Source organism: Roseovarius sp. JB2-10 (genome assembly GCF_055693585.1).
On sequence record NZ_CM146337.1, the window covers coordinates 2,786,934 to 2,809,647 of the forward strand.

The 22,714-nt window shown below is 58.7% G+C and carries 19 protein-coding genes; 12 read left to right on the forward strand and 7 right to left on the reverse strand.

Going from position 1 to position 22,714, the window contains the following annotated elements:
* Nucleotides 1-158: 158 nt before the first annotated feature.
* Genes ACZ1HJ_RS14010 through ACZ1HJ_RS14020 form a run of 3 tightly spaced genes read right to left on the reverse strand, consistent with a single transcriptional unit; the run spans nucleotide 159 to nucleotide 2,259 of the window.
* The gene (locus ACZ1HJ_RS14010; RefSeq protein ID WP_472719272.1) at nucleotides 159-629 is read right to left on the reverse strand and encodes a CinA family protein; all 471 of its coding nucleotides are present in this window, start codon (nucleotides 627-629) and stop codon (nucleotides 159-161) included.
* Nucleotides 626-1,126 (reverse strand): phosphatidylglycerophosphatase A family protein, encoded by a 501-nt coding sequence (locus ACZ1HJ_RS14015; RefSeq protein ID WP_472719273.1) that lies wholly within the window; start codon nucleotides 1,124-1,126, stop codon nucleotides 626-628. Before ACZ1HJ_RS14015 ends, ACZ1HJ_RS14010 begins: the two co-directional genes overlap by 4 nt.
* Entirely contained in the window at nucleotides 1,123-2,259 is a 1,137-nt protein-coding gene (locus ACZ1HJ_RS14020; RefSeq protein ID WP_472719274.1) for a bifunctional 2-C-methyl-D-erythritol 4-phosphate cytidylyltransferase/2-C-methyl-D-erythritol 2,4-cyclodiphosphate synthase, read from the reverse strand. The genes ACZ1HJ_RS14015 and ACZ1HJ_RS14020 overlap by 4 nt, the downstream gene beginning before the upstream one ends.
* 156 nt (nucleotides 2,260-2,415) lie before the next feature.
* Here ACZ1HJ_RS14020 and dusB point away from each other — a divergent pair, with 156 nt between their 5' ends.
* The 5 genes from dusB (at nucleotide 2,416) to ntrX (ending at nucleotide 9,638) form a co-directional block, all read left to right on the forward strand.
* The gene (gene dusB, locus ACZ1HJ_RS14025) at nucleotides 2,416-3,411 is read left to right on the forward strand and encodes a tRNA dihydrouridine synthase DusB (protein WP_472719275.1); all 996 of its coding nucleotides are present in this window, start codon (nucleotides 2,416-2,418) and stop codon (nucleotides 3,409-3,411) included.
* Nucleotides 3,408-4,487: a two-component system sensor histidine kinase NtrB gene (locus ACZ1HJ_RS14030; RefSeq protein WP_472719276.1), complete on the forward strand. Its 1,080-nt coding sequence runs from the start codon at nucleotides 3,408-3,410 to the stop codon at nucleotides 4,485-4,487. The genes dusB and ACZ1HJ_RS14030 overlap by 4 nt, the downstream gene beginning before the upstream one ends.
* On the forward strand, nucleotides 4,487-5,851 hold the full coding sequence (locus ACZ1HJ_RS14035) for a response regulator (RefSeq protein ID WP_472719277.1): 1,365 nt from the start codon (nucleotides 4,487-4,489) through the stop codon (nucleotides 5,849-5,851). The genes ACZ1HJ_RS14030 and ACZ1HJ_RS14035 overlap by 1 nt, the downstream gene beginning before the upstream one ends.
* Before the next feature lie 99 nt (nucleotides 5,852-5,950).
* On the forward strand, nucleotides 5,951-8,209 hold the full coding sequence (locus tag ACZ1HJ_RS14040; RefSeq protein WP_472719278.1) for a sensor histidine kinase NtrY-like: 2,259 nt from the start codon (nucleotides 5,951-5,953) through the stop codon (nucleotides 8,207-8,209).
* 7 nt (nucleotides 8,210-8,216) lie between these two features.
* Nucleotides 8,217-9,638, forward strand: coding sequence for a nitrogen assimilation response regulator NtrX (gene ntrX / locus ACZ1HJ_RS14045; RefSeq protein ID WP_472719279.1), 1,422 nt, complete (start codon nucleotides 8,217-8,219; stop codon nucleotides 9,636-9,638).
* 22 nt (nucleotides 9,639-9,660) lie between these two features.
* Here ntrX and ACZ1HJ_RS14050 read toward each other — a convergent pair whose 3' ends face one another.
* Nucleotides 9,661-10,137 (reverse strand): hypothetical protein, encoded by a 477-nt coding sequence (locus tag ACZ1HJ_RS14050; RefSeq protein ID WP_472719280.1) that lies wholly within the window; start codon nucleotides 10,135-10,137, stop codon nucleotides 9,661-9,663.
* Nucleotides 10,138-10,249: 112 nt separating this feature from the next.
* Here ACZ1HJ_RS14050 and trkA point away from each other — a divergent pair, with 112 nt between their 5' ends.
* The 4 genes from trkA to hflX all read left to right on the forward strand — a co-directional run bounded on the left by trkA (nucleotide 10,250) and on the right by hflX (nucleotide 14,811).
* Nucleotides 10,250-11,626, forward strand: coding sequence for a Trk system potassium transporter TrkA (trkA, locus tag ACZ1HJ_RS14055; RefSeq protein ID WP_472719281.1), 1,377 nt, complete (start codon nucleotides 10,250-10,252; stop codon nucleotides 11,624-11,626).
* A gap of 3 nt (nucleotides 11,627-11,629) precedes the next feature.
* Complete coding sequence (locus ACZ1HJ_RS14060; RefSeq protein ID WP_472719282.1) at nucleotides 11,630-13,162, forward strand: TrkH family potassium uptake protein; 1,533 nt, start codon at nucleotides 11,630-11,632, stop codon at nucleotides 13,160-13,162.
* Between the two features lie 135 nt (nucleotides 13,163-13,297).
* Complete coding sequence (gene hfq, locus ACZ1HJ_RS14065) at nucleotides 13,298-13,537, forward strand: RNA chaperone Hfq (RefSeq protein ID WP_085800088.1); 240 nt, start codon at nucleotides 13,298-13,300, stop codon at nucleotides 13,535-13,537.
* Nucleotides 13,534-14,811 carry a GTPase HflX gene (hflX, locus tag ACZ1HJ_RS14070; protein WP_472719283.1) on the forward strand — a complete coding sequence of 426 codons (1,278 nt, stop codon included), beginning with the start codon at nucleotides 13,534-13,536 and terminating at the stop codon, nucleotides 14,809-14,811. Before hfq ends, hflX begins: the two co-directional genes overlap by 4 nt.
* Before the next feature lie 104 nt (nucleotides 14,812-14,915).
* On the opposite strand, the gene ACZ1HJ_RS14075 is transcribed toward hflX, so the two are convergent.
* From ACZ1HJ_RS14075 to ACZ1HJ_RS14085, 3 genes are all read right to left on the reverse strand, one after another.
* Entirely contained in the window at nucleotides 14,916-15,686 is a 771-nt protein-coding gene (locus tag ACZ1HJ_RS14075) for a hypothetical protein (protein ID WP_472719284.1), read from the reverse strand.
* Between the two features lie 249 nt (nucleotides 15,687-15,935).
* A complete protein-coding gene (locus tag ACZ1HJ_RS14080) occupies nucleotides 15,936-16,598 on the reverse strand; it encodes a response regulator transcription factor (protein WP_472719285.1) in 663 nt (220 codons plus the stop codon).
* Nucleotides 16,595-18,022: a cache domain-containing protein gene (locus tag ACZ1HJ_RS14085; protein WP_472719286.1), complete on the reverse strand. Its 1,428-nt coding sequence runs from the start codon at nucleotides 18,020-18,022 to the stop codon at nucleotides 16,595-16,597. Before ACZ1HJ_RS14085 ends, ACZ1HJ_RS14080 begins: the two co-directional genes overlap by 4 nt.
* A 224-nt stretch (nucleotides 18,023-18,246) precedes the next feature.
* On the opposite strand from ACZ1HJ_RS14085, the gene ACZ1HJ_RS14090 reads away from it, so the two are divergent.
* The 3 genes from ACZ1HJ_RS14090 to ACZ1HJ_RS14100 all read left to right on the forward strand — a co-directional run bounded on the left by ACZ1HJ_RS14090 (nucleotide 18,247) and on the right by ACZ1HJ_RS14100 (nucleotide 22,687).
* Nucleotides 18,247-19,329 (forward strand): TRAP transporter substrate-binding protein, encoded by a 1,083-nt coding sequence (locus tag ACZ1HJ_RS14090; RefSeq protein WP_472719287.1) that lies wholly within the window; start codon nucleotides 18,247-18,249, stop codon nucleotides 19,327-19,329.
* Between the two features lie 98 nt (nucleotides 19,330-19,427).
* Nucleotides 19,428-20,318 (forward strand): TRAP transporter small permease subunit, encoded by an 891-nt coding sequence (locus tag ACZ1HJ_RS14095; protein ID WP_472719288.1) that lies wholly within the window; start codon nucleotides 19,428-19,430, stop codon nucleotides 20,316-20,318.
* Nucleotides 20,319-20,332: 14 nt separating this feature from the next.
* Complete coding sequence (locus ACZ1HJ_RS14100) at nucleotides 20,333-22,687, forward strand: TRAP transporter large permease (RefSeq protein ID WP_472719289.1); 2,355 nt, start codon at nucleotides 20,333-20,335, stop codon at nucleotides 22,685-22,687.
* The last annotated feature ends 27 nt before the right edge of the window (nucleotides 22,688-22,714 follow it).

Here is a 22,714-nt window from a genome sequence, read left to right on the forward strand (position 1 = left end):
CGTTTCCTTTTTGACTAATTTTTGGACGTTTGCGCCGTTTCAAAGCGGAATTTGCAGGCACAAAAAAGATATCGGCGCAAAATAGGGGCCTTGAAGCGGGCAAATTTTTAAAAAGGTGAAATTATAGGCGGGAATTTGCGATATTGCCTAAATTTACTTCACAGTTTGTCTGAGGCTTCGTCCAGCAAGGTCAGGGCGACGTCGAGGCTGGCGCGGCGGACATTCTCACGACCGATGGCCCCAAATTCGCGGGTATGAACAGCGAGGCCATCGCGCGTGGCCAGGCCAAAACACACACGCCCTTCGGGTTTGAACTCCGATCCACCGGGACCTGCAATGCCCGTGATCGACACGGCAACATCCACGTCGGCGCGTGCCTGCGCGCCGCGGGCCATTTCGCCGGCGACCTCTTCGGACACAGCGCCAAACGCCTTTAGCGTGTCGGGGTCAACGCCCAGCATTTGCACTTTTGCGCGGTTTGAATAGGTCACGAACCCGCATTCCAACACGTCGGAAGAGCCCGGAGTGGCGGTGAGTGCCGCACTGACCATGCCGCCGGTACAGCTTTCGGCGGTGGCAAAGCGCAGGCCCTTGTCGCGCGCCTTTTGCAGCAGATCAGCCGCGGTCATATGGCCAAAATCCCATGCGACGCGCCCGCCAGAAGCGCCACACCGATGGCCGCAAAAACACCGGCGATCACGTCATCCAACATCACACCCAATGCGTCATTGCGCCGGTCCGCCCATCCCACCGGGCCGGGCTTGAGGATGTCAAACAGACGGAAAAGCGCAAAGGCGCATAGCCAACCGGGCCAGAGGCTGAGGATATCGGCATTCACATGCGCCGCGCCAAAGGACAGCGGCAATATGGCGATCCACTGGCCTGCAACTTCGTCAATCACGATTTCGGAAGGATCGTGATCATCTTTTCCCTTTGTTTCCAGCATCGTAGCCCACCAACCTAATGCAAATGATGCCGCAATGCCGATGCAGAGCAAAAACGGCCCGCCAAATACATGCAGAAGCCAGCCAGCAGGCAGCGCCGCCAATGACCCCCATGTGCCCGGCGCGGGTCGCAGATGGCCCACATAGACGAAGGTTGCGATGATATGTGAAAAGCGGTTCATCGGCCGACCAACGTGGCAATGGCCTGAGCGGCAATCCCCTCGGACCGGCCGGTAAAGCCCAATCGTTCTGAGGTGGTGGCCTTGACCGAGACCCGGTCGACCGCGACGCCTGTGATGCCAGCCAATGCGTTGCGCATGGCATCGGCATGAGGCCCGATTTTGGGGAATTCGCAGATCAGCGTGACATCCATATTGCTGATCTCGAAGCCCTTTTCTCGGGCCAACTCGACAGCATGACGCAGAAAGATATCGCTTGCCGCGCCCTTCCATTGCGGATCGGACGGGGGAAAGTGGCGACCAATGTCGCCCTCGGCCATCGCGCCATACAGCGCATCCGTCAGGGCGTGCATCCCGACATCCGCATCAGAATGGCCCTGTAAACCGCGGTCGTGGGGAACTGTCACACCGCAGAGAACAACATGGTCTCCAGGACCAAATCGATGCACATCAAAGCCGGTGCCTGTTCGAATATCCATCTGACCTCGCAGTATTTTTTCGGCCCGGGCGAAATCTCCCGGGCTGGTGATTTTCAGATTATCCTCATCGCCCTGAGCAATGGCAACGGTGATCCCGGCGGCGCGGGCCACAGCCACATCATCCGCAGCGTCGCCGTCATGAGCACGGTGGGCCGCAAGGATATCCGCCCGGGGAAAGGCCTGTGGCGTTTGAGCCCGGAAGAGAGCGTCGCGATCCTGAGTGCCGTCGACAACACCGTCATGCCCGCGCCACAGCGCATCGGTGACCGCTAGGGCCGGTGCGAGGGCTGTCTGAGGGTCCTGGGCAAGCGTCTGAACCAGCCCAGAGATAAACGCCGGGCGGATGCACGCGCGCGCCGCGTCATGGATCAGAACATGGCTGACATTTGAACCGTCCAACGCTTCCAGCCCGTTTCGCACCGAGGCTGCGCGCGTCACCCCACCTGTTGCGATGGCGATGGTGTCAGAGGCCTCAAACAAGGTGGTTTCATCCGGGTGCAGCACCACGACGATTCGGTCAATTTCGGGCACGGCCAGAAAGGCGTCTACCGTCCAATCTATCACCCGTCGCCCGGCCAAGGCCTGCCATTGTTTGGGCTGATCACCCCCGGCGCGGGTGCCACGCCCGGCAGCAACGATGATGGCGGCAGTTTTCATGCTCTTTGATTAAGCTGAGGGGCGGGCAAGCGCAATGGCTGGCAAATTTGCCTAAAAAATGGGCAAAAGCCATCATCAACGTTGGTTTTCTTGTTGAAACATTGAAGAACATGGGGTGTTTGCATAGACAAAAGGGGTTGCACAAGGATTAGGCATTTGGCGTTGCCCTTCACTTCAAATCCGGACCAGCCTGCGGTTCTGCTGGCCCCGCTTGCGGGAATCACTGACCTGCCGTTTCGCACACTTGTGTCGCGGTTTGGCGCCGGTCTGGTGGTGAGTGAGATGGTTGCAAGCCAGGAAATGGTGCAGGCCAAACCGGGCGTGCGCGATCGGGCGGAGCTGGGGTATGGCGTGGCAAACACCGCCGTTCAACTGGCCGGGCGCGAAGCGCATTGGATGGCCGAAGCGGCAAAAATGGTGGAAGCCAACGGCGCGCAGGTGATTGACATCAATATGGGCTGCCCGGCCAAGAAGGTCACCAGCGCCAGCGGATCAGGCGCAAGCGGTTCGGCGTTGATGAAAGACCTGGATCACGCGCTGACGCTCATCGACGCGGTGGTTCAGGCCGTGTCAGTACCAGTCACGCTCAAAACCCGCCTGGGCTGGGATGACGCGACGTTGAATGCGCCCGAACTGGCGCAGCGCGCCGAAGCATCGGGTATCCAGATGATTACAATTCACGGGCGGACCCGGTGCCAGTTTTACAAGGGTCGTGCGAATTGGGCGGCCATCCGGGCGATCAAGGACGCCGTTGATATCCCCGTGATCGCCAATGGCGATATCACTGATGCACAGACGGCGCGCGATGCGTTGCGAAGATCCGGCGCTGATGGCGTGATGATCGGACGCGGGGCGCAAGGACGTCCGTGGCGGTTGGCCGAAGTAACACATGCGTTGGGCGCAGGACCGGCCCCCGAGATCCCCACCGGATCATCTCTGGCGGAGCTGATTGCGACGCATTACAGCGATATGTTGTCCTTTTACGGTAGCAGCTTGGGCAACCGCGTCGGGCGCAAGCATTTGGGCTGGTATCTGGACGATGTTGGCACCGGACCAGACATGCGCAAACGCATTCTGACCTGCCGGGACCCGGACGAAGTACTGCGTCTGATCCCCGAAGCGGTCATGGACCGTGCGAGGGTTGCGGCATGAGCGGCACGGAAGACGCAATTTGGATTTCCCTGCCCGTGCCGGCCTTGATGTTGGACTCTGAGGACCGGATTGCCCGGATCAATCCGGCCGCAGAAAGCTTTCTAATGTCCTCGGCCAAGTCGGTTCTGGGCGTTCCGGTGTGGGACAGGTTGGCGGTGGATGCACCGCTTGAAGATGCGTTGCAGCGGGCGCGCGAACATGACGCGCCGCTCTTTGTCAATGATGTGGATGTGGGTACGGGGGATCGCGCACCCATGCAATGTAACCTGCAGATCGCACCCCTTGCAGGCGGGGCGGGCACGATGCTGCTGTTGATTTCGCCACGCGAACTAGCGGGTCGGATGACGCAAAACCATTCGGTGAAATCTGCGGCACGGTCGGCCATCGGCATGGCGGAAATGCTGGCGCACGAGATCAAAAACCCGCTTGCGGGCATCACCGGGGCGGCGCAGCTCCTGTCGATGGGCCTCAAGGCTGAAGATTTGGAGCTTACCGATCTGATTGTCAGCGAAAGTCGCCGGATCGTGGCGCTTTTGGATCAGGTGGAACAGTTCGGCAATGTCAGCGCTCCGGAGGTGCAAGCTGTCAATGTGCATGATGTTCTGGATCGCGCGCGCCGGTCGGCCATCGTGGGGTTTGCCGCCCACATGACCGTGAACGAGCGCTACGACCCGTCGCTGCCGCTGGCATTGGCTGATCCGGATCAATTGCTTCAGGTGGTGTTAAACCTGCTGAAAAATGCCGCTGAAGCGGCCAGTGATACGGGCGGCCAAATCACCCTGCGCAGCTACTATGAGCAATCGTTGCGCGTGCGGCGGGAGGATGGCGGCGGGCGGTCGCTGCCCTTGCAGATTGAGATCGAAGATGACGGGCCGGGATTGCCCGAAGAAATCGCCGACGAAGTATTCGAACCCTTTGTGTCAGGTCGTGAAAACGGCACCGGACTGGGGTTGGCGTTGGCGGCCAAGATCATTTCGGACCTTGGCGGATGGATTTCCGTGAATTCGGCACCGGGGCGAACCGTTTTTCGCATCTCCCTGCCGCGCGCGGATGCAGATAACAGAGAGGAAAGCTGATGGACGGCACGGTATTGGTGGCGGATGATGATCGGACGATCCGAACGGTTTTGACACAAGCGCTGACGCGGGCAGGGTGCAAGGTGCATGCGACCTCAAGCCTGACCACGTTGATGCGATGGGTCGCGGAGGGCAAAGGCGATGTCGTGATCAGCGATGTGGTCATGCCCGATGGCAACGGGCTGGAAATGCTACCCAAAATCGCCTTGGATCGCCCCGGATTACCGGTCATCGTGATCTCGGCGCAAAACACGATTATGACGGCGATCAAGGCCAATGAGGCGGATGCCTATGATTATCTGCCCAAGCCCTTTGATCTGCCCGATCTGATGAAACGCACGGCCCGGGCGCTGGATGTCAACAAACGTGCTCTACGGGCCCCGGCACCAGCATCCGAACAACCGGAAGATCTGCCGTTGATTGGCCGAACCCCGGCGATGCAAACACTGTACCGGGTTGTGGCGCGGGTGATGAACACGGATTTGCCGGTTTTGATCAGCGGCGATTCCGGGACAGGCAAAAGCCTGATTGCGCACACGATCCATGATTTCAGCGACCGGCGTGCCATGCCCATTGTGACCGCCACGCCCAGTGATCTGGTTGATCTCGAAGGGCCAACCAAGCTGATGTCACGGGCCCGGGGCGGTTCGATCGTGCTGGAGGAGATTGCCGATCTGGACAGCGAAGCACAGGGCAGGGTGGTGCGCATGATGGACGCGCCCGGCGATGATGTGCCGCGCTTCATGGCCACGACGCAAATCAAGGGATCGGCGGCCATGCAGGCGGCGGGCCTGCGCGAAGACCTCTATTACCGGCTCGGCGGCGCGGTGATCGATGTGCCGGCGCTTTGTGATCGGGTGGATGACATCCCGCTGCTCGTCGCGCATTTCTTGGGTCGGGCAGAGCGCGATGGCATGGGCGCGCGCGCCATGACCGATGAGGCGTTGGAATTGATGCGCAGCTACATCTGGCCAGGCAATGTCCGCCAGTTGGAGAATGCCGTGCGCCGGATTGCTTTGACTGCTCAGGGCAATGAAATTTCGCGCCCGGAAGTCGAAGCGATGCTGAGCACACAGCCAGAAGCACATCCACTTTTGAACCAGACCGAAAATGAAAGCCTGTCGGAATCGGTTGGGCGGCAACTGCAACGCTATTTCGATTTGCACGGTGAAATGCTTCCGCCTGCGGGTCTTTACGGGCGCATTTTGCGTGAAATCGAACTCCCACTGATTGAAATTGCACTGGATGCCACGGGCGGAAATCAGGCTAAGTGTGCCGATTTGTTGGGGATCAACCGAAATACCCTGCGTAAGAAGATCACCGAGCTTGATATTCGCGTGACACGCCGCCGCAAATTGATGTAAAACTGCAACAGAGCTGTGGCTATTGAGGGGCATCTGTCCGCGTGGCCACAATATGTAGCAGGGTGTAGCACAAGCACCTCAACCTGATGAGGCAAGCCCGTGGCAACGCGGACACGCAGGATAACCTGGGAAAGCCTGAGCCGGTTACGTCGGCTTCAGCGGTTGCGGAATGTTGCAACCTTCGGCCTGGTTGTCCTGGGGCCGGTCCTGGCGCTGGTGACGTTTCTGATCATGGGCCCCCTTGATCGGGGCGCGTCGTCGAATGTCCTGCGCATCGTTCTGTTGGCCGATCTGGTTTACGTGATCATCGTTGCGGCACTGGTGTTGCAGCGGGTGGCCCGGATGGTCGCGGACCGCCGCAAACGCTCGGCGGGATCCCGGCTGCACCTGCGGCTCACATGGGTGTTTGCGATCATGGCGCTCTTGCCCACGATCACGGTGGCCGTCTTTGCAACGCTCAGCCTGAATATGGGGCTGGAGGCATGGTTTTCGGATCGCGTCGGCCGGGTTGTCGACAGTTCCGTGGCCGCCGCACAAGCCTATGAAGAGGAGCATCGTCGCGATCTGATCACCGATGCGCAGGTCTTGGCGTCGTTCATTAACGCTACCAAACGCGCGATGGTTTTCATGGATGATGGCGACATCCGCAGGGTGCTGTCGGAAGGCCAGCAAAAAATTCAGCGGGGTTTGCGCGAGGCGTTTGTGATCGATGGCACCGGTGAGCTGCGGTCCCGCGGGGAACGCTCATACTTATTTGACTACGAACAACCGACGCAGGCGCAAATTACAGCCGCGCTTGAAGAGGGCGTGGTGATCATTCAGGACTGGGACAACAACGAATTTCGGGCGTTGATCCCGCTGACCAGCATTCCGGACCGGCTGCTCTATGTCAGCCGGAACGTGGATGGCGACATTCTGAATCTTCTGGACGAGACCCAGGAAACCGCACGGTTTTACAAACAGCGCGAAAGCGAGCGTGGCCGGGTTCTGTTTGAGTTTGGCCTTGTTTATCTGGGTTTTGCGCTGATCCTGATACTGGCGGCCGTGTGGTTGGGCATGCTCTTCGCTGAACGGTTGTCGCGCCCGGTGGGCCGGTTGACCCTGGCGGCGCAGCGCGTGGGTGAAGGGGATCTGGAAACGCAGGTTCGTGAAGAAGAAGGCGATGACGAGATCGCCATGTTGGGCACCTATTTCAACCAGATGACCCGCCAGCTCAAAGGTCAGCGCGACACGCTTTTGGCCAATACGCAGCAGATTGAGCGACGTCGTCGGCTGTTTGATTCCGTGCTGGGATCTGTGTCGTCCGGTGTTGTGGGATTGGACGCCAAGGGGCGCGTCACCTTCGTGAACCGCGCGGCGGAACGCCTGCTGGACTGGCATGAAGATCAGCAAACCCTGGCGTTGAGTGTCGCGGTGCCTGAGTTTGGCGCGCTTTTCGAGCGCTTGCGTGGCAGTGCCACCGGGTTTGTTCAGGAAGAGATCAAAGTATCGCGCGGCAAGCGTCAGGAAAACCTGTTGGTGCGCATGTCCAAACGCCAGAGTGAAGAGGGCAAGCGTGAAGGTTATGTGGTGGCGTTTGACGATGTGACCGATTTGGTGGCCGCACAACGCATGGCGGCCTGGGGCGATGTGGCCCGGCGGATCGCCCATGAGATCAAGAATCCGCTGACGCCGATCCAATTGTCTGCCGAACAGATCAAGCGGAAGTTTTCCAAGGAGCTGGAGGGCGAAAGCGCCCGCAATCTGGAGCAGTTGACGGACGTAGTCGTGCGCCAGACCAATGACCTGCGCCGCATTGTGGATGAGTTTTCGAAATTCGCGCGGATGCCCGAGCCGGTGACCAAGGAAGAAAGCCTCAACCAGCTGATCAAGGAGGCCGCCCTGCTGCAGGAAACGGGCCAGCCGGATGTGCGGTTTGAGACCGAATTCACCGATGACGCGTTATGGGCTGAGGTGGATGCGACCATGATCAGTCAGGCGCTGACAAACCTGATTAAGAACGCCGGAGAAGCCATTGAAACCCTTCACGAAAAACGAGGTGCAGAAGGGCATGTGCCGACGATCCGCATTACCAGCGGGGTTGAGGGCGATCAGGCTGTGCTGCGCATTTCGGACAATGGTATTGGGCTGCCCGAGGACCGCAGCCGGTTGTTCGAACCTTACGTGACGACGCGCGAGAAAGGCACAGGTCTGGGCCTGCCGATTGTGAAGAAAATTATCGAAGAGCATGACGGAACGTTAGAGTTGGACGATGCGGAGGCCTTTGCCCCCGGCGCCCGACCCGGTGCGATGGCCGTTATTCATTTGCCGCTTTTGCAGGCGGTTGAACCCCAAAACCAAGAACAACAGGCGATGTGAGGATAAGATGAGTGATATTCTGATTGTCGATGACGAACGCGATATTCGCGAACTGATTGCGGATATTTTGGAAGACGAAGGCTATGGCACGCGACTGGCGGGTAATTCCGACGATGCGATGAATGCCATCGCCGACAGCCAGCCGGCGCTGCTGATCCTCGATATCTGGCTCAAGGACAGCAACATGGATGGCATCGACATCCTCAAGGCGGTTAAACGCGACTATCCGGAGGTGCCGGTGGTGATCATTTCGGGCCATGGCAACATCGAAATTGCCGTAGCTGCGATCAAACAGGGCGCTTACGATTTCATCGAAAAACCCTTCAACATCGACCAGTTGATGGTGGTGATCCGGCGCGGAATGGAAACAAGCCGCCTGCGCCGTGAAAATACCGAGTTGAAGCGCCGCGATACGGCCCCCGCAGAAATGCTGGGCGACAGTTCGGCGTTCCGCACATTGATCAGCCAGCTCGACAAGGTGACCAAATCAAACGGCCGCGTGATGCTGACCGGCCCCGCGGGCAGCGGCAAGGAACTGGCCGCGCGGTACATTCATGCCAATTCGAGCCGCGCGGAGGGTCCGTTTGTGACGGTTGGCTGCGCGTCGATTGAATCGGACCGGATGGAAGAGGTGCTCTTTGGGCGAGAAGGAGAGGACCGGGGCGTTGAGCCGGGCCTGCTGGAAGAGGCCAATGGCGGTGTGATCTACTTCGATGAGGTGGCCGATATGCCGCCCGGCACGCAATCCAAAATCCTGCGGGTGCTGGTTGATCAGACTTTCATGCGCGTCGGCGGATCGGAAAAAATTGAGGTAGATCTGAGGGTTATCTCATCCACCCACCGTGATCTGGAAGCTGAAATCGCTGCGGACAGGTTCCGGCGTGAGCTTTATCATCGCCTGAATGTGGTGCCGATCGCGGTGCCCTCATTGGAAGAACGCCGGGAGGATATCCCGCAACTGGCCGCCTATTTCATCGAAACCTTCAACCAGACTCAAGGCTTGCCACTGCGCGCCCTGAGTTCCGAAGCCAGCGCGTTGCTGCAAACCATGTCCTGGCCGGGAAATGTGCGGCAGCTGCGCAATGTGATCGAACGGGTGCTGATCCTCGGCGATGACAGCGACGAGATTGAAACCCGCGAGTTGCCAGGCGAAAGTGATGCATCCCCCGAAGAGGGGCGCGTGGTGCTGTCAGGCTCTATCGCCACCTTGCCGCTGCGTGAGGCGCGCGAGGCGTTTGAACGCGAATACCTGCTGACGCAGATCAACCGGTTTGGGGGCAATATCAGCCGCACGGCAGAATTTGTCGGCATGGAGCGCAGCGCGCTGCACCGCAAGTTGAAATCACTGGGCGTGGTGACAAGTGCCAAGGCGGGCAACCGTGTCGCCCACATGAACGAAGCAGAAGAGGCGGAACCGGTCGACGGATAGGCCTAACCGACGCTGCCGGGCGCTAACTGTCGCTTGGGGTGATGATCTGCCAGCGGCCTGATTTGAGCCGCACCGCACAGGATTCGTCATTGATGGGCGGCAAAACCTGCGTTGCCTGCAACCGTGTTGCGCGTGTTGTGGCGGTATCGCAGGTTTTGATCCGGGTCAGTTGATATCCCCGATCTGCCATGCATTGCGATGTCACCTTGGTGCGCAAACCCAGATTGGCATCGTATTTTTCGTAGCGCCCCGGCGAGGTGATGCGCTGGCGCCAATAGCAATGGCCGGTGCCTGAGCAATATTGATACGGCGTGTAGGTGGGCGGGATGTAACGCGTTCGAATATCCGCCGGTACCTGCCGCAGGGCCGTGATTTCACAGGCCGTTTCATCGCGATCCATCCGCGCGACGGTTTCACCCTCTTTGTAGTAGATCTGCATGGGCGCGCAGGCAGCCACCAGAAGCGCCGCCGCGAGAATGATTTTTGTACAATGTTTCATGTGCTTACCCGCCATCACTAGTTAATTTTAACACGTGCCGTCGGGACAAAGCAATTGACCCGCCATTGCCCTTCTGTCATGCAACACCTTCAGAGAGGATGAGGCAAGACGTATGAAGGTCATCATCTGCGGTGCTGGTCAGGTGGGCTGGCAAATCGCCCGCCATCTGTCTGGCGAAAACAACGATGTTACGGTGGTGGACAACAACCCCGATCTGGTGCGCCGTGCGACGGACACGCTGGATGTGCAGGGCATCACTGGTTTCGCCTCTTACCCGGATATTCTGGATCGGGCGGGCGCGCGCGACGCGGACATGATTATCGCCGCGACCTATTCGGACGAGGTGAACATGGTCACCTGTCAGGTGGCGCATTCGGTTTTTGCCATATCGCGGAAAGTGGCCCGGTTGCGCAGCCAATCCTACCTCGATGCGATCTATTCCGATCTCTACCGGCGCGATCACATGCCCATCGACGTGGTGATCAGCCCCGAGCGCGAGGTCGCTCAGGCCGCGCTGCAACGTCTGGCGGCGCCTGCGGCGTTTGATACGGATACGTTTCTGGATGGCAAAGCGCAGTTGATGGGCTTGCGGATCGAAGATGATTGCCCGGTGGTCAACACGCCCCTGCGGCAGCTCAGCGACCTTTTTTCGACCCTGCGGGTGGTGGTGCTGGCGGTCCGGCGTGAAGGACGCCTGTTTGCGCCCGAAGCCGGTGATCAGTTGTTCGTTGGTGACGAATGCTATGTCTTCGCGCCGGTCGAAGACATTCCCCGCACGCTCGAAGTGTTCGGAAAATCGCAGACCAAACAAGAGCGTCTGGTCATTGTGGGCGGCGGTAACATCGGCCTTGCCGTGGCGCGGGCGCTGGAAGAACGCGGCGGCGGTGTGCGGGTCAAGATGATCGAACACAGCCGAAAATGTGCCGAACTGGCCGCCGACGCGCTGGAACGCACGATTGTGCTGCACGGGGACGGACTTGAGGCATCCTTGCTGAACGAGGCGGGCATTTCGCGCGCCGACGCGGTTCTGGCCGTGACCGATGACGACAAGGTCAACATGCTGGCCGCCGTGCGCGCCAAGGCCGAAGGGTGTCCCTTTGCCATCTCGCTGATCAACGATCCGACGCTGGTGCCGCTGATGGGGCCGCTTGGGATCGACGCGCATATCAACCCGCGCGCCACCACCGTCAGCTCGATTTTGCGTCACATCCGCCACGGGCGCGTGCGAGGCGTCTATTCGATTGGTGATGCCGAGGCCGAGGTGATCGAAGCCGAAGTGATGTCGACCTCCAACATCGCGGGCACGGCGATCCGCGACATCGACTTCTCCGAGGGCGTGTTGGTAGGCGGCGTGATGAAAGACGGACAGATCCACAAGCCCACAGGCAGTCTGAAAATCGAAGCAGGGGATGTGATCGTTCTGTTTGCCTTGGCGCCCGATGTGCCCATGGTGGAACAACTGCTTCAGGTCTCAATCGATTTTTTCTAGCCCATGATCGCCCGGCTACTGACATTCCCGCTGATCCTCGTCCTGACCGGGGCATCATCGCTGGCGATGTTCATTCCCGCGTTGCACGCGCTTCTGGCCGAAGATCACTCCATGTCGCGCAGCTTTGCCTACTCCGGCATTCTGGGGTTTGCCTTGGTGATGACGGTCGGGCTGGCCATGTCGGGACGTGACCGCAGCGGCGCAGGCGTAGGCGAAGGAAACCTACAGAACCTGCTGTCGCTTTTTCTGGCATTCTCGGCCTTGCCGCTGTTTCTGGCCGTGCCGTTTTACGAAGGGTTGGAGACGACCAGCTACCTCAATTCCTACACAGAAATGGTGTCCAGCATCACCACCACCGGGGCCACGCTTTTCAACGATCCCGCGCGGCTTGGCGATACGTTGCACCTGTGGCGCGGCATGGTGGGATGGGCCGGTGGATTTTTGATCTGGATCAGCGCTTATGCGATACTTGCCCCTCTCAACCTGGGCGGGTTCGAGGTGACGGCCTCAGCCGAACCGGGGCAGGGAGAGACCGTCGTGACCCGTTTCGAGCGGGCGGATTCTGCCAAACGAATTCATCAGATTACGCTTCAACTGGGTCCGATTTACGTGGGCCTGACCGGTGCGTTGTGGCTTTTGCTGCTGATCGGCGGTGATCGCCCGATGGTTGCGCTGATCCATGCCATGTCGACGCTTGCGACGAGCGGAATATCGCCCATCGGCGGGGTGCAAAACGGCAGTTCCGGCATCACCGGAGAGATGGTGATTTTTCTCTTCCTGCTCTTCGCATTATCGCGCCTGACCTTTTCGTCCGACACCATCACCGTTGCCCGGCCGGGGCTGCATAATGATCCCGAATTCCGCATCGGCGTTTTGCTGGTACTCGGCGTGCCACTCTTGCTCTTTGGCCGCCACTGGTTGGGGGCGTTCGATGTCGAACAGGTGTTCGATGTTGAAATGGGTCTCCGGGCATTATGGGGCGGTGTGTTTACCGTCCTGTCTTTCCTGTCGACCACCGGATTTGAAAGTGCGGATTGGGATGTTTCCCAACGCTGGTCGGGCCTTGGAACGCCGGGCCTTATTTTATTGGGGCTTTCACTGGTGGGCGGCGGTGTGGCCACAACGGCGGGCGGTGTGAAACTCCTGCGGGTCTATGCGCTCTACCTCAACGGGCGCCGCGAAATGGAACGCCTTGTGCATCCGTCTTCGGTAGGACGCGCCAGCGCGGGTGGGCGCCGTATCCGCCGGAAAGGCGCCTTTGTCGCGTGGATTTTCTTTATGCTTTTTGCCCTCTCTCTGGCGCTTGTGGCGGTCTCATTGGCGGCCCTGGGCAGCGATTTTGAGGAAGCCATCGTGCTGGCAATCGCCACGATTTCTACCACCGGACCGCTAACGCAAGTTGCCGCGGAAACGCCGATTGACCTCTTGCAGATGAGCGATGCCGCCAAGGTTGTTCTATCGGCGGCCATGGTGGTTGGACGTCTGGAAACACTGGCCATCATTGCACTTTTCAACCCCGGTCTGTGGCGCGATTGATACGGTTCCCCTTGCATCGCCCGGCAGAAGATGAATTTTAGGGTGGAAACCTGAGGCACGGCATTACATACTCGTTCGACGGGACAAAAAAACGCCGATCCGCGGTACGCGCAAGAACAAAGGCTTTGAAGACAAATGGCTGCTGACAGACAAAATTTGCAAGATGCATTTCTGAATCAGGTACGAAAGACCAAGATTCCGGTCACCGTATTCCTGATCAATGGCGTCAAACTGCAGGGTGTGATCACCTGGTTTGACAATTTCTGCATCCTGCTGCGCCGGGATGGTCAATCGCAGCTTGTCTACAAGCACGCCGTGTCGACCATTATGCCGTCGCAGCCGGTGAACCTGTATGATGGTGAAGACGCCTCTTGACCGAGACCGCGCGGGAGGCGACCCGAGCCTGGGTTCTGCATCCTGACATCAAAACAACCCAATCGAACCGTGAACCGGCGCTTGCGCTGGAGGAAGCGGTATCGCTGGCCCATGCCTTGCCGGAACTTGATGTGGTTGGCGACAGTGTCGTGCGCCTTGCCAAGGCTCATCCCGGTATGCTGTTCGGCAAGGGAAAAATCGAAGAGTTGGGCGCGCTCTTTGAGGCCGAACATGTTGAGCTCGTTCTAATCGATGGTCCTGTCACGCCGGTGCAACAGCGCAATCTGGAAAAGGCCTGGGGGCTGAAGCTTTTGGATCGCACCGGGCTGATCCTCGAAATTTTCAGTGACCGGGCGGCGACACGCGAAGGGGTGCTGCAGGTTGAGATGGCCGCGCTGAGCTATCAGCGGACGCGATTGGTGCGGGCCTGGACCCACCTGGAGCGGCAACGCGGCGGCTTGGGTTTTGTGGGCGGCCCCGGTGAAACCCAGATCGAGGCGGACCGGCGCGCGATTGATGATCAGCTGGTGCGCCTGCGTCGGCAATTGGAAAAGGTGGTCAAAACCCGCACGTTGCACCGCGCGTCGCGCGCCAAGGTGCCGTTCCCGATTGTGGCGCTTGTGGGCTACACGAATGCCGGCAAGTCGACGCTTTTTAACCGGGTGACCGGGGCCAAGGTGATGGCCAAGGACATGCTTTTCGCCACGCTTGATCCAACCATGCGGCGGATTGAACTGCCCGAAAACGGGCCTGAGATCATCCTGTCAGACACGGTGGGTTTCATCAGCGACCTGCCCACCGAACTGGTTGCGGCCTTTCGGGCCACGCTGGAAGAGGTGCTGGCCGCCGATCTGGTGGTGCATGTACGTGACATATCGCATCCTGAAACCGATGAGCAGGCCGAAGACGTGCGCGCCATCATGGAAAGTTTGGGGGTGGCCAAGGAAACTCCGCAAATCGAGGTCTGGAACAAGATTGATCGGCTGCGCGGCGATGCACGCGACACGGTTCTGACCCAGGCCGCACGGATGCAGGACGTGCTGGCCCTGTCGGCCATCACCGGCGAGGGCATGGACACGCTTGTCGCCGGTATTACCGATGCGCTGTCGGGCGATGTGGTTGAGGCCGTGGTGTCACTCGGGTTCGGTGACGGGCGCAAACGGGCGTGGCTTTTTGAACGCGGATTGGTGGAAGGCGAAGAGCAAACCGAAACCGGATTTGCCCTCAACATCCGCTGGAATGCCCGGCAAGAGGCGCAATTCCGTCAACTATAGCAGGTCGGTTTCCGGCGGCCTGTGATCGTGGCCCTGCGCCGGTTTCTACAAGTCTACGAACCGCGGTGTTGGACATTGAGACAAGCATGCGAAAAGGCGAAAGGTCAGGGCAGCAGATCTGCATTGAACCCATATTGTTCAACAATCCCGCCCCAGATTTCGGACCCCTTTATGCGCAGCACCGCATCCGCCACAAAAACGTGCAGGGTATCGAGCTGTGGCTGAACCATGATGTAGCGCTGATAGGTCGAATGGGGGTTTTTGGAAAAATAGAGGGCATTGCTCAGTTCCGAGCCTTGCGCAAAATACTGGGCCGCTGAGTTTGCCACAATGGCGACATGCCCCCGTCCGCTGGCAACGAAACGGACCAATGGCCCCTCGGAGCTCACATCATAGCGTTCGACCGACCCATTCTCGACCAACCCATCCACGCCCGGATAGCTGTGCCCGCGCACGCCGACGATGGTCATGTCCAGAAGTGATCGAGGCCCATCATAGTCAAACGGTTGGTCAATGGGTGAGATCACAACGTTCTTGTCGTTCAGGATCGGTCCGGTCCACAGGTATTTGATTTGGTCGGAATCTCCGAACCAGGCGGGGTTTCCCCAAAAAACAATTCCGGGCACGCCCGCCGCTAGGCGGTGGTTCAGCCGTTGCCGGGGCAAGATTTCGACATTGAACTGAAATTGCCCGTCGGACATTTCGGTCAGCAAGTCGGCCAGCTCAAAGCTGATACCGCCACCGGCTTCGGCATCGACGACAAAAGGCGGGAAGTTGTGATAAACCCATACGGAGATGTCCTCTGCCGACGCCTTTGTCGGAAGAGAGAAGGGCGCGCTGATCCAGAGCAGCAGGGCAAGACAGAGCTGTGCCACGGGTTTATCCCCAATGAGTTTAATGATTGTCCCTCCACGCTACGACGCCGGGGGTCGCGGATGACCCGGCTTGCCTTGGACGTCATGCATAACCGCTACGCAAGCCCTTTAACAACTCAAAGTTGCGTCGGACTTGTGTATTTGTAATGCCCTGCAAGGGGTGATCAACGCGACTTGCGGATGAGGGATTTGGCCAAATTTAGGGGGTGGACGTGATCGGCGACGCTCGGCATCTCCTGGCGGGATCGCTTAAATCTGCACACCGGTGCCCTGCAAGACGCCGTGTTCCATGGCGTAGCGCGTCAGGCCCGCAGTGGAACTGATCCCGAGTTTTCGCTTGATGTTCTTGCGGTGGGTCTCAACCGTGCGGACGGAAATATCAAGATCCTGGGCAACCTCCTTGTTGGATTTGCCCTGTGCAAGCTGCAGCAAAATCGTTTGCTCTCGGTTGGTGAGTTGCTCGCGTTCTGTGCCGTCGGTTGGCTCCAGAGACCCTTGCGCGCCCGTACATAGATAGCGTTGGCCCGCCATGACCGCGTCAATCGCGTGCTTGATGTCATCGGTTGGTACGTCCTTGAGCACATAGCCCATGGCACCATGGCTGAGCGCCGAGGAGATATATTCGGGGCTGTCATGCATCGACATGATCAGAATGCGCGTATCCGGGCGACGTTCGAGCAGGATTTCCGTGGCAGTCAGCCCACCGATCCCGGGCATGTTCAAATCCATCAGGATGACATCCGGGTTCAGCGTTTCAACCTGATCAATGACCTGCTGACCGTCGCTGAGCGTGGCAATCACCTGCAGGTCATCATAGCTTTCTAGAATGGACTGAATGCCCGCGGCGACCATCGGGTGATCGTCGACAATCACGATGCGGGCCGGAGGAGGGGCAGATTGTGAAACGCTCATGCACTGGCCTTTTTGTCGGGGGTTTTGGCGGTCTCGGGCGGCAGCATGTGCGAGAGCGGCACCGTGGCCTCGATGACCGTGCCGGTTTTGCTGGAGAGCACGCGCAGATTGCCATCCAGTTGTTCCATGCGCTCTTGCATGTTGCGCAGTCCCAGTCCGGAGGATGGTGTGCTGTTGGTCTGGGTGTGATCGAGCCCCATGCCATTATCAGCGATCCGCATCGTTGCCCCCTTGGCGTGGCCGCGCACATCAATGCTCAACTTGCTGGCGCCGGAATGCCGCTCCACATTTGTCAGTGCTTCCTGCGCCACGCGGTAAAGGGCAATCTTGGCATCATCATCCAGCCGGTTGCGGAAGACCACTGTGTCAAACTGCGTCTCGATCCCGGTTCGTTTGCCGAAATCCTCGGTCAGTGCCTTCAACGCGGGTCCCAGACCCAGATCATCCAGAACGCCCGGGCGCAAATCACGGCTGATGCGGCGCACTTCCTGAATGGCACCCGCCAGATGCTCAATGCCGCTATCAAGCGTGTCCGAGGCGCGCATGTCGCCGGCGCTTAGCCTGCGCCGCGCCGTATCAAGTGCGTAGCGAACGCCCACAAGGATCTGGCTGATCCCGTCATGCAATTCGCGCGCCACGCGACCCCGTTCTTCTTCCTGCGCGTCAAATACCCGTTGGGTGAGCTTTTTGAGCTTGGCATCGGCCAGCCGTCGTTCGCGGATGGTGATGAACAAGCCGGATCCAAAGACCAGCAAGACCGTGGCAAGGGTGATCGCCCCGATATAAAGGAAGTTGCGACGGATACGGGTTTCGACCTCCGCCCGTGACGCCGCAACCTTTGAGACGACATCATCAATAAAAACGCCGGTGCCCACGGCCCATTTCCAATCCTGCAAGCCAATGACATAGGTGACGATCTGAGCCGTTTCGCCGGTGCTGGGTTTCATTTGATCATAGCTGTGATAGCCGCCCCCCGAGCGGGCCAGTTCGATCAGGCGGTCGGTGATCGACACACCATTGCGATCCGTCAGGCCCGTCCAGTTGCTGCCAATCAGATCCGTCTGTCGCGGGCTGACCAGGGTGTTGCCGTCATAGTCATAGACAAAGAAATATCCGTCCTGTCCATAAAGCATGCCGGAGAGGATTTGCGTGATCTGCAGCTTGGCCTGCGCATCATCCGGGGCGGCCCGGCCGTAGATATTGATGAAGGCCGTGCGTGCAATCGAGAGATAGTTTTTCAACTCGGCTTTTTTGGCGGCGATCAATTGTTGTTCAAGATTGCGGATCTCACGTTCGGCCAGGTTGCGCGACTGCAATGTGACCAAAACCGAGATCACCACTGCCGCAACAATGAGCGGCAGCGTGGCGGTCAGAAAGAGCTTTTGGCCGTAGTTCTGCCACAGGGTATCACGCAGGGAACGCATACCGAATCGTTACGTCGAATCAGGTGCGATTCCCAGAGTGAGTCGTTGGAAAAGGCCGAAAACCAAGGAAATTGATCGAATAGTAGGGAACATCAGCGCCGTTTCTACGCAGTACTCGGTATTCCAAACGCCTTAACCTCTCGTTAGGTTACGCACACTTGCAACGATCCGCGCGATGTCGCTTCGGCCACGTCGCGCTTTCAACTACTGGGAGGAATTACCACATGGATCGTCGTTCTTTTCTAAAAAATTCGGCTCTTGGCGGCACCGCCGCGGCAGCAACGACGCTGGCCGCACCGGCATACGCACAGGGCAAACGCACCTTGACCATGGTGACCAGCTGGGGCCGTGGCCTTGCCGGTGTTTTTGACGCCGCACAGCGTGTGGCCGACAACGTCAACGCCATGTCCGACGGTTCGCTGACCATCGACGTGAAAGCGGCGGGCGAACTTGTGGGCGCGTTCGAGGTGTTTGATGCCGTAACAGCGGGTCAGGCAGACATGTATCACGCGGCGGACTACTATTTCGTCAGCCAGCATCCCGGTTACGCGTTCTTCACAGGCGTGCCATTCGGCATGACCGCGACGGAACTCAACAACTGGTACTACCATGGCAACGGTATGGCCATGCATGACAAGCTGGGCGAAATTTTTGGCCTGAAATCCTTCCTGGCCGGTAACACCGGTACTCAGGCGGGCGGTTGGTTCGCCAAGGAAATCAAAGGTCCCGAAGATTTCAACGGCCTGAAGTTCCGTATGCCGGGTCTGGGCGGTAAAGCTCTGGGTCACATGGGTGCATCGGTTCAGAACCTGCCGGGTGCGGAAGTGTATCAGGCGCTGGCGTCTGGCGCGATTGACGGAACCGAGTGGATCGGCCCCTGGGCGGATGAGAAAGCCGGTTTCCAGGAAATCACCAAGTTCTACTACACTGCGGGCTTCCACGAGCCTTCCGCGGGTCTGTCGGTTGCGACAAACCGCGAAGTGTTCGACAGCCTGACACCTTCGCAGCAAGCCACGATCGAGATTGCGGCGGGTCATGCGAACGTATGGAATCTGAGCCAGTTCCTGATGAACAACGGTGCCGCACTTGAGCGTCTCAAGGCCGGTGGTGTGAACGTTCTGGAATTCCCGGAAAGCGTCTGGGATGCCATGGGTGCCGCGAGCCAGAAAGTCTATGACGAGTTCCTCGGCGATGAGCTCTTCAAGGAAATCTACGACGATTACGTAGGCTCCATGAAAGCGTCCTCGGGTTGGTTGACCAACTCGATCAGCGCCTACCGTAACCAACGCGACCGCGTTCTGGGTTGATCTCCGGATAACGCTTGAACTTCGCGGGTCCCGGTCATCGGGGCCCGCACCAGGGACGAAGGGCCAGAAGGGCCTGCAAGAGGGGGCATTGAAGGACCATGCTGGACGCAATCGTCTGGTTTTTCCAGAATATTGGATTGGCCTTTTACAATTTCGGCTACGCCATCACCCATCCGGCAAGCTGGCTCGACTGGTCAGACAAAGAAGCGATCATGCGCTTTGTCTATTACGGCGGCTCGGTCGAATTTTTCTTTGTCATCTTTACTTTCATCCTGATCCTGACCGGCATCGGCATGTGGAAAAACGCCTTCATGTGGGGCTGCGTGCGGGTGATGGAAGGGTTTGCCAACACCGTGGGTCGCTTCTTTGCGTGGGCGGGCCTGCTGATGGTGCTGCAGCAAATCGTCATTGTCTTCATTCAACGCGTCTTTACCCGCCCCGATATCGTATTAGGCTTCGGTATCCCGGTGCAGTTCGACATCAGCTGGTGGGCGGAAGAGTTGAAGTTTTACAATGCCTTGGTCGTCTGTATGTGTGCCACGTACACGTTTGTGCAAGGCGGGCATGTCCGCGTCGATCTGATCTATTCCGCGGTTAAATTCCGCACCAAACGCGTCATCGACATGGTGGGAAGCCTGATCTTTATGATGCCAATGGCGGTCCTGACATGGATGTATGGATGGTACTTCCTGTGGCGACACCTGATCGTGCCAAAACCATCGGCCAGCGACGCGCTGGACAAGTTGGTGCTGAAATCACGCGCGTTGCGCTGGAACCTTGAGACAATCGGGTTCAGCCCCAACGGGTTCAACGCCTACTTCCTGTTCAAGATTTTGCTGATTGCCTTTGCCGCGATGGTCTTCATCCATTCGGTCGCCTTCTTCTACCGCTCGTATCTGGAGTGGAAAGAAGGGCCGGAAAGCGAAGGTAAATATCTCGACCGGGACACCCTGGGCGAAGGTGAAGAAGCCTACGAAGGCACGCACTAAGAGGATTATGAGATATGTTATTCGGACTTGATGGCGTCGAAATCGGCCTGATCATCGTCTTTCTCTGCCTCTTTGGCGGGATTCTGTCGGGCTTTCCCGTGGCCTTCGCGATTGGCGGGGCCGGGATCATTTCATTTGCGATCATTGCAGCCCTCGACAGTGCGGGTTTGCTGATCCACCAGGCCATTGATACGGGCAGCGAGGCGTTCAACGCCGTTGTCGCGTCGGGGGTTAAATCGGAAACCATATCGGTTTTCCGATACCCGGATTTGCCGCGCCTTGAGCAACCGGTGTTCCCGCAGGGCTGGGAAACCGCGCTGGACCGTAACGTGTCCTTCATCGTCAACCGCATGAACGAACGCGTGCTGGCCGGGCAGTCCATCGAAACGCTGCTGGCGGTTCTGATGTTCGTTCTGATGGGCATCACGCTGGAACGCTCAAAGATTGCCAATGATCTGCTGACTACTATGGCGCGCGTCTTTGGCCCGCTGCCCGGCGGTCTGGCCGTTTCGGTTGTGGTTGTGGGCGCGTTCCTCGCGGCCTCAACCGGTATCGTTGGCGCCACGGTGGTGACCATGGGCCTCTTGAGCCTGCCCACCATGTTGCGCAATAATTATTCGCCCGAAATCGCCACCGGCGTGATCGCGGCGTCTGGTACTTTGGGCCAGATCATTCCGCCCTCGATTGTGATCGTCCTTCTGGGCACGCTTGCCGGTGATCTCTATTCCGTCGCGCAGGAAAACCGAGCGCTTGAGGCGGGATGCACCGACGCGCTGACCTATCTGGGTGAGCCTGCGGTTGTCTCGGTCGGGACGTTGTTCCAGGCCGCGTTGTTGCCGGGTATCCTCTTGGCCTTGCTCTATGCGCTCTATGCCTTCGGCTACGCTCTTTTCAATCCGTCAAAGGCACCTGCCGTCGCCATGGGGTCGAGCAACAGCGAAGTTGTCACCCGGGGTGAAGCGCTGACATGGTTCCTTGGCGTTCCGGCGGCGATGATCGGTGGTCTGATCCTCTTGGCGATGGTCAACATCGTGGGATCGCAAAGCCTCATCGTCGATAGCTATTCGGCGCGGGGAGAAGCGTCTTCGCTGCGCACAAATGTCGGTGCCGAGTGTCAGGCCTCAATGATCGAACTGCACGGTCAGGAAGCGTGGGACCAGGCCGTTGCGGAGCAAACTGCCATCGATGATGCGGGCGGCGCACAGGCCAGTGTCAAACTGACCGAAGAAGAACTGGCGGAAGCAGTGATTGCGAAAGAAGCCGCTGCCGCACCTATCGGCACGGGTGTTGCGATGATCTTCCTGCTGTTGGGTCTTATTCTGGCCGTGGCGCGCGGCGTTCGACCTTCCGCGACACCTGCGCCGCTCTTGATAGGCGCCTTGGGCATCGTTCTGGGATTGCTGATCGATATCCTGTTGATCGCCCCATCCACTAGCCCGGGTGCCAGCATTCTCTTGCTGCTAATCCCTCTGGGTCTGACGCTCTATGGCTGTAGCCATGGCGCCAAACGGCTGGCGGAGAATGAACTGATCCGTGTGGTCTTCCCACCGCTGGTTTTGATCGTGGCGGTTCTAGGGTCGATCCTGGGTGGGATCACCAATCCCACACCCGCGGCGGCACTGGGCGCGGGCGGTGCGATCATGCTCGCCGCTTACCGCAAATTGCGGGATCAGGAGCGGTCGGGCAAGCTCATCATCTACGCCACCTTTGCCATCATCATCGCCATTCTGATGGGTGTGAACTTTGATCTGCGGATCAACGTGGACGGCGTGACCTTTGAAACCTGGGTTGCCTTCGCCGTGGCCAAAGCCGCCTATCTCTTCGCGCTCTTTGGTCTGCTCTTTAGCTGTTGGGTGCTTTTCGCCGGCGGGGTTCTGAACCCGATTGTGCGGGAGACCGCCAAAGTCACCTCGATGGTGTTTACCATCCTGATTGGTTCGCAGCTATTGAACCTTGTGGTGATCTCTTTCGGGGGCGAGCATTACATCCAGCAATTCCTGAAGAGTTTTGATAGCGAGTTTCAGGTCTTCCTGATCGTGATGCTGGTACTCTTTGTGCTGGGGTTCGTGCTCGACTTCCTCGAGATCATCTACATCGTGATCCCCATCGTTGGCCCGGTCATCTATGGCGGCACCTACGATCCGAAATGGGTCACGATCATGATCGCGGTGAACCTGCAGACCTCGTTCCTGACACCGCCCTTTGGCTTCGCACTCTTCTACCTCAGGGGGGTCGCGCCCAAGGAGGTCACAACGGGCCACATCTACCGTGGCGTCTTTCCGTTCGTGTTGATCCAGGTGGTTGGACTGGCCATCCTGTGGTTCTTCCCGGCCATCGTAACCATCGTGCCAAACCTGATCCCGAATTGATCCGAACATCCCCGGGCCACCGCAGAA

Excerpts from the sequence above, each read along its gene's own strand:
- ACZ1HJ_RS14020 (WP_472719274.1), bottom strand. The coding sequence starts at position 2,259 with ATGAAAACTGCCGCCATCATCGTTGCTGCCGGGCGTGGCACCCGCGCC.
- ACZ1HJ_RS14035 (WP_472719277.1), top strand. The coding sequence starts at position 4,487 with ATGGACGGCACGGTATTGGTGGCGGATGATGATCGGACGATCCGAACG.
- ACZ1HJ_RS14080 (WP_472719285.1), bottom strand. The coding sequence starts at position 16,598 with ATGAGCGTTTCACAATCTGCCCCTCCTCCGGCCCGCATCGTGATTGTC.
- ACZ1HJ_RS14010 (WP_472719272.1), bottom strand. The coding sequence starts at position 629 with ATGACCGCGGCTGATCTGCTGCAAAAGGCGCGCGACAAGGGCCTGCGC.
- ACZ1HJ_RS14050 (WP_472719280.1), bottom strand. The coding sequence starts at position 10,137 with ATGAAACATTGTACAAAAATCATTCTCGCGGCGGCGCTTCTGGTGGCT.
- ACZ1HJ_RS14015 (WP_472719273.1), bottom strand. The coding sequence starts at position 1,126 with ATGAACCGCTTTTCACATATCATCGCAACCTTCGTCTATGTGGGCCAT.
- ACZ1HJ_RS14030 (WP_472719276.1), top strand. The coding sequence starts at position 3,408 with ATGAGCGGCACGGAAGACGCAATTTGGATTTCCCTGCCCGTGCCGGCC.
- trkA (WP_472719281.1), top strand. The coding sequence starts at position 10,250 with ATGAAGGTCATCATCTGCGGTGCTGGTCAGGTGGGCTGGCAAATCGCC.
- ACZ1HJ_RS14085 (WP_472719286.1), bottom strand. The coding sequence starts at position 18,022 with ATGCGTTCCCTGCGTGATACCCTGTGGCAGAACTACGGCCAAAAGCTC.
- ACZ1HJ_RS14095 (WP_472719288.1), top strand. The coding sequence starts at position 19,428 with ATGCTGGACGCAATCGTCTGGTTTTTCCAGAATATTGGATTGGCCTTT.
- ACZ1HJ_RS14100 (WP_472719289.1), top strand. The coding sequence starts at position 20,333 with ATGTTATTCGGACTTGATGGCGTCGAAATCGGCCTGATCATCGTCTTT.
- hfq (WP_085800088.1), top strand. The coding sequence starts at position 13,298 with ATGGCTGCTGACAGACAAAATTTGCAAGATGCATTTCTGAATCAGGTA.
- ntrX (WP_472719279.1), top strand. The coding sequence starts at position 8,217 with ATGAGTGATATTCTGATTGTCGATGACGAACGCGATATTCGCGAACTG.
- ACZ1HJ_RS14060 (WP_472719282.1), top strand. The coding sequence starts at position 11,630 with ATGATCGCCCGGCTACTGACATTCCCGCTGATCCTCGTCCTGACCGGG.
- ACZ1HJ_RS14090 (WP_472719287.1), top strand. The coding sequence starts at position 18,247 with ATGGATCGTCGTTCTTTTCTAAAAAATTCGGCTCTTGGCGGCACCGCC.